General features: G+C 47.5%; 7 protein-coding genes. 4 read left to right on the plus strand and 3 right to left on the minus strand.

Features of this window, described 5'->3' with window-relative positions; translation table 11 throughout:
* Nucleotides 1-135 precede the first annotated feature (135 nt).
* Both AC5FRV_RS20760 and AC5FRV_RS20765 read left to right on the plus strand, forming a co-directional pair.
* Nucleotides 136-1,398 carry a PD-(D/E)XK nuclease family protein gene (locus tag AC5FRV_RS20760; protein WP_493562991.1) on the plus strand — a complete coding sequence of 421 codons (1,263 nt, stop codon included), beginning with the start codon at nucleotides 136-138 and terminating at the stop codon, nucleotides 1,396-1,398.
* Between the two features lie 67 nt (nucleotides 1,399-1,465).
* On the plus strand, nucleotides 1,466-1,882 hold the full coding sequence (locus AC5FRV_RS20765) for a group I intron-associated PD-(D/E)XK endonuclease (protein ID WP_493562992.1): 417 nt from the start codon (nucleotides 1,466-1,468) through the stop codon (nucleotides 1,880-1,882).
* Nucleotides 1,883-2,033: 151 nt separating this feature from the next.
* Here the strand turns inward: AC5FRV_RS20765 and AC5FRV_RS20770 are convergent, their stop codons facing one another.
* On the minus strand, nucleotides 2,034-2,645 hold the full coding sequence (locus AC5FRV_RS20770; RefSeq protein ID WP_493562993.1) for a hypothetical protein: 612 nt from the start codon (nucleotides 2,643-2,645) through the stop codon (nucleotides 2,034-2,036).
* Nucleotides 2,646-2,815: 170 nt separating this feature from the next.
* Entirely contained in the window at nucleotides 2,816-3,073 is a 258-nt protein-coding gene (locus tag AC5FRV_RS20775; RefSeq protein ID WP_493562994.1) for a hypothetical protein, read from the minus strand.
* An 852-nt stretch (nucleotides 3,074-3,925) separates the two neighbouring features.
* Between AC5FRV_RS20775 and AC5FRV_RS20780 the strand changes: the two genes are divergently transcribed.
* Nucleotides 3,926-4,615, plus strand: a complete 690-nt coding sequence (locus AC5FRV_RS20780) for a tyrosine-type recombinase/integrase (protein ID WP_493562995.1) — start codon at nucleotides 3,926-3,928, stop codon at nucleotides 4,613-4,615.
* Nucleotides 4,616-4,631: 16 nt separating this feature from the next.
* On the opposite strand, the gene AC5FRV_RS20785 is transcribed toward AC5FRV_RS20780, so the two are convergent.
* Nucleotides 4,632-5,540: a beta-ribofuranosylaminobenzene 5'-phosphate synthase family protein gene (locus AC5FRV_RS20785; RefSeq protein ID WP_493562996.1), complete on the minus strand. Its 909-nt coding sequence runs from the start codon at nucleotides 5,538-5,540 to the stop codon at nucleotides 4,632-4,634.
* Between the two features lie 87 nt (nucleotides 5,541-5,627).
* Here AC5FRV_RS20785 and AC5FRV_RS20790 point away from each other — a divergent pair.
* Nucleotides 5,628-6,077, plus strand: a 450-nt coding sequence (locus tag AC5FRV_RS20790) for a non-canonical purine NTP pyrophosphatase (protein WP_493562997.1), incomplete at its 3' end; no start/stop codon positions are given.

Here is a 6,077-nt window from a genome sequence, read left to right on the forward strand (position 1 = left end):
ATGCTACTCATATCCGGGTCACCATAGAAATCTGGAGCGGTGTTTGCCAAGTTGGGAAAAACTAGCCTATCTTGACCGATTTACTCAGTGCCGTTTTTACATTATCTTTTTACTTGTGTCCAACTACCAAAAAACATGCAAGAAGATGGCATTCGGGACCTTTCCGGGATGTATACGCTACTGCAGGATGTGCAGGGTACTGGCACAAACGTTTTCGAAATCCTCGACATAGAAAACCACGAAAAACGACTGACGTGCTTTCTTGCTTGGTTGCTAGACACGTCCGGTTCGCATAATGCTGGATCGGCTTTTCTTGATGCGTTCTTAGAATGCTTTGATATCAAAGCCACCGCTCCAGCCAATGTGGAGTATCTCGTTGTATTGAATAGCACGGGACATGGGCGGGCCGAAATCGATCTCGTCATCGAAACCGATAGTATGGTTATTGGAGTTGAAATCAAGACCACGCACACAGAATCGCAGAAGAAATTCGAGAAGGAGGCGGCCGCGCTCAGAGAGTACGCGCAGGAACACCAGCAGAAGGTGGTTGAGATGTTGTATCTCCCCCACATCGGTTCGGAGATCGAGAATGCTCATTATGCCGAACACATCGCCACTTGGAACCAGGTGATTAAGGCCTTCCAAGAATGCCGCGGCAAGCTAGAGGGTGGACATGATATTGCACTCTTCGATGACTTCATCACGAACATCAACAAGCACGTAATCCGGCATGGGGTTTCGTTCTCGAAAGAATCAGAGCTCTATCTCAAGTACCGGGATTACCTAGAAGGCTTTCAGATCGAAATTAATGCAGACAGCTACCAGAACGACCGAAAAGACATCTATAATCATCTCTGGCAGTGGTTTGAAAAGAGTTACGAGATCGACCGATGGGACGGTCAGTTTGATCGGTCTAGAAATTTTGGCAAGAACACCAGGTACATCCGTCTCTACAAAGATGATTGGCATCTAACTGACGAGGTCAGTGGCCGACCAGTGTTCACGTTGGAAATCCAAGGGACGGAGAAACGGCTGAGTTGGCACGGTGACAATGAGGGCGCTGACGCATACCGCCCTGCTGAACCACATTTTGAAATGACGGTAGCACTCAATGACAACACAGAATCGCAGAAGCGGCGGGAGGCCTATCAGAAATATCTTGGAGATGCCGAGAGGAAGAGTCTCAGCCGCGGTGGGTTTCGGAATGTAGACGAACGTCTGGATGAAGTAGACTCTGAGGCATCGTACAATAAGTACCACATGTACTCGAAAGTCATCCTCATCGACTTTGCCAATCCAGACAACCTGGTAGAAGAGTTGAAGACTGGTTTGAAAACCTTTGTTGATTTGGAAGAATCAATTGATCAATTCACCAAAGACTACCGGACCCCCCAATAATTGATTTGAGCAATCGCGTTCGTATAACGTCTCTAGCTTTAATATGCCGTCGTAGAGTTCTGATCGTGTGAAACAGAATGTTAGCCCTAGACGAGGGGAGGAATCAGAATTAGCCGTCGCCTCAGAACTCATGGCTCAGGGGTATGGTGTGTCCTTCCCGTTTGGTCACAACTATCAGTACGACCTTATCGTTGACAAGAATGGCTCCTTGTACAGAATTCAGGTTAAAACGGCAAAACATGAAGAGAGCAATCGATATTATATCCAAGCTGACGCCAAACGCTACGAGAAATCGTATGTTGAACTGTTAGCAGGGTATTCCCGGGATGAAGAGACTACATTTTTCATCCCAATTTCTGAGGCGAGCGGGAAGCGACAGCGCGTGACATTTACGGATTTAGATAGAATGGGTTCTGAGGAAAATCGGCAGCAGTCAAATCATATTAGTAAATTCAGATTCGGAGAAGCGATTGAGAGAATCTAACTTCGCCTCCTCAGAATGCTGTATTTCTGAATTTAGAATCCTCACAAGAGTATTTCTGCTAATGAATAGTGTTTCTTGTAATATCTGTGTCGAGAGATCCGTTAAGACTTCTTGCCATCATCCGAGACACTACATATTAACTGCTCAATTGTCAAGTTCTCTTGGAATCGTAGGTCCACAAAGCCATGTCGACCTCGCGGGGTGTTAGATTGTTTGACGCTGCTACATCCCGTATCATGTCGAGATAATCCGCGTACAGTGCTGAATTAGTCTGGTAGTCTTGGAACAGTTTCATGAATGACGCATACTCGCCATAGGTTGCCGTGTCCACCATTGACGGGATTACTGTGGGTAAGGCCCGTATAGCCCGGAAGTCAATAACTGCAAAAGAACTTGGATCGAAACAGGCCAGAATCGCACTTGCCATCGGAACTCGCACACCATTGAGTTCTTGAAGCGCGTCGACCCTCTCTGCGGGGGTACTCTGCCGTTCGAAGGCGTTGATCGTACATGAGATGACCTCGCTGTCAAAATTTTCATCTAAATGGTGATCTATACGGTTCCCCCCTGTTTTCCACACGCCAATACTTCGAAGTTCTCTAAGTTTGATATGCTGATTCGGGCGCTGCTGGATAGCTGCAGAGATATTAGTTAAACGGCTATCTTGTTCTGTGCGCCATGCATTCGAGCTCTGGTACTCGATTGGCGGGTCGTTTGCTTCTAATTGATAATCGGCAATTAGTTGAGGTAGATTAAGCGGCATACTATAGCGATGGTGCCACCATTGATAATTTCCCCGGCACGTACAGCTTTGTTGTAACGATGCATGCAACTGTATCGGTTAAATTCTCGGTTCACACCCTTCAATAGCCTAATTTCGGCTGCGGTTGTGTAGTAGATCGCCTAGGGGAGGACACGATTGTGAATTACCACCTACTTTTCGGGAGGAGTGAAGGTGATATTGTCAATGGGGTCTCCAACAGCAGTGAGGAAGGCATCGAGAGGTTCAGTCCGGCTGTGACCCCACAGTGCTCCATAGGCATCCCACTCGCTGGCCCACCTGACGACCACAGAGTCAAGCGTCCCCTCATCAGCGTCGGTGTCGTAAGTCCCGTACACGTGTTGTACACCAAGTACGACGACCTGGCCATACTCGCCGTGTTCATAGACCGTTCCGGCCTCTATCTCCATACCGCCATCAGACGCAGCTTCGAAATAATCAATCGGTTATTTCGCATTCGTTCCGAACACCTACTCGGCTTAGCGGTTCTAAGGATTGCAACTGGCCTGTGATGACTCTATCTCTTTCTTTGATATCTATTGTGACAGAAGAAGGTAAGACTTGGTAGATTGGCGATAGGGAGCAAATCGCAGTTCCGCATTAATTTCTGGACTTTAGCGTGCTTCTCTCCATTTGAAGTCAGCCAAAAACCGCGATGACAGTGATCTTCGGTCAATGCCCGGTTGATTATCTCTAACTCGCCCTGATTTGAAGAGTACGAACCGCAAGCCAGAGCGGATTCCGGCCTGAGCCGTCATGAATTCCAGTTGACCCAATCACGGCCGTCCGTAGAATCACTCAAAGCCATTGGATTAGGTTGATAATCAGAAGTGAGCTCGTCGGGGTTCACTCACGACGCGATGAAAATCGTCTCAATACTGATTCTGTTGGAAGATCGAAGATGTGTCGGCTGGTTGCGGTTCCCATCCACGCCAGCCATGTCATTAGAGCCAATCGAACCCGAAACAGCAGTAGAATTGTATCTAAACGACAAAGAGAGTGAGCTTTCTAAGCGGTCGCAATATGGCCATAAGTCTCGACTTGGTCATTTTACCCGCTGGTGTGACGAGCAGGACCTCGAAAATCTAAACAAACTCTCTGGACGGGATCTACACCGGTTCCGTTTGTGGCGGCGATCTGATGGCGACCTCGCACCGATTTCTGAGAAGACACAGATGGATACTCTTCGTGTATTCATTCGCTGGTGTGCGACCATCGATGCAGTACCATCTGACCTTCACGCCAAGGTCGTCTCACCGAGCATGAGTGATGAGGAGGAAGCTAAGGATGTAATGGTCGATTCTGAGGTCGCAGAACAGATCTTAGACTACCTATCTTCTTATGAGTATGCTTCAGCTCGGCATGTCTGTTTTCTGTTGATGTGGCGAGCGCTCCTTCGGAGAGGAGCTGTCCGGACACTAGATATCAGCGACTACGATGCAGAAAAGATGTCTATCGAAGTGAAACACCGCCCGGAGACAGATACACCAATAAAGAACAAAACGCGAGGTGAGCGGTTCATCGCATTGAATGACGAGACATGCGCAGTGCTCGACGACTGGTTAGCTGATCAACGGCCGGATGTGGAAGACGACTATGGCAGGAAACCACTGCTTGCTTCGTCACAAGGGCGACTACACGTGAGCACAATCCAAAATTACGTATATTCTGTGACGACCCCCTGTATGTTCACAGACGGGTGCCCACATAATCGAGAAATAGACCGGTGTGATGCTGCAGGAGTCCGAACTGGTGCATCAAAGTGTCCGTCCACCCGGTCCCCACATAGCGTCCGCCGTGGTGCAATTACTCACTGGCTTTCATCCGATGTGCCTGAACCGATTGTTGGGGCACGTGCCAATGTATCCACAGAAGTACTCGACAAGCACTACGACAGGCGTACTGAGCGGAAGAAAATGGAGCAGCGTCGGAAGTATCTAAATGACATCTGAAAATTTGATCAGAAAGCTATGAGAATTTAGCGGCTCGATTCATCGCTCTGGTATCGATCGTTTTGATGTCGTCATAGGGTACAGATATTGGATCTGGAGATATGGCAAAAACAGCGGGTCCTAAAGATGACATCCCGGCCGCATACCCTCTATTTTGGAGTTCTTCAACAATGGAAAGCGAAAGCGGTTGTCGCTGTAGTTCCCTCTTTTTAAATCCGATCTCCTGAATCTGTTTGATAGAATCCCTAAATAGGTCAAAATCTGGCTCTGCAACACTAGGCATGAGTTGCATCAAAATCACATGCGAGATTTTTCGCACTTCAGAGATAGGAATCGGGCACTCGTTTTTAAACACTGACACCTCATCAGAACCATATGCGCCCGTCGAATCAGGAATTATTATTTTGACATTCCAATCAGGGAAGTCCAGTCGGGAGATTACTGGTGGAGGGGATACAGATGATGCCCCGGATGGAAGAAATCCACCTTTTTCATTTAGGTCATGGCCGCCATCTAACACAAATCCCCCCTTATCAAACACAGCAGTTCCAATTCCAGATGTCCCGCCTCGTCCTACAACCTCAGCTACTTCGGAAGTAGAGAGCTCCACGTTGTTCGTTCTCGCAACCGCAAAGCCAGCAGCTAAATCCGTTTGGGTACCAGAGCCTAATCCCCTATGTTGGGGGATCGCTTCTTTGATGGTGATTTCGACCGGCTTGAGATTATATTGGTCTATTACAGCTTCCGCTGCGTTTTTTGCTCTTTCTCGCATCGGTCCGTGGACCTTCAAACAAGTCGACTCTTCAACTTCCAGGCTCACCCCGGGATATTTTATCCCAAGTCCGATTCCGCCGTCAACACGGCTTAACTTTGAGCTCAAGTCAATAAGTCCAAAATGAAGGCGACTACCCGTTTCTATTCGCATAAGGCTTCCTTGGGGTAGATAATCAAAAAGGTGGGGAACCAATTTATACACGGATACCCAATCCGCTTATCAGAGCAGTGTACGAGTATGTCTGAAGACAATATACCCCTCCCCCTCATAACCTCTAGTAGCAGGAAGTTCGACCACCTTCGTTACTTGTCATATCTTAATAATTTAGAAGAAGAGCACGGAGTTGAATTGGTCCGCGTGCCGTTAGAATATAAAGAGATTCAGTCTGACGATATGGAATTGCTGCTATCTGAGGCAGTGAAACGAAGTACATTTGACGAAATTAGAGACACATTCTTTCTCATAGAACAGACTTCAGTGTTTTTTGACGCAATGGATGGTGAGGGGCCTGGTCAGTATTTCAAGAAGTGGTGGAATACCAAGTCAGAGGAAGACCTCAAGCTAAAATTTTCTCAGAGCGAAGGAGCGACAATAGAATCGGGATTAGCGCTGAATATCCCGAATCATGACCCGTTAATATTTACAAATAGTCAGAGGGGGAAAATAAACCTAGACGGCAAAATCAGA

The sequence above is a fragment of the Halomicrobium sp. HArcel3 genome (genome assembly GCF_058933135.1).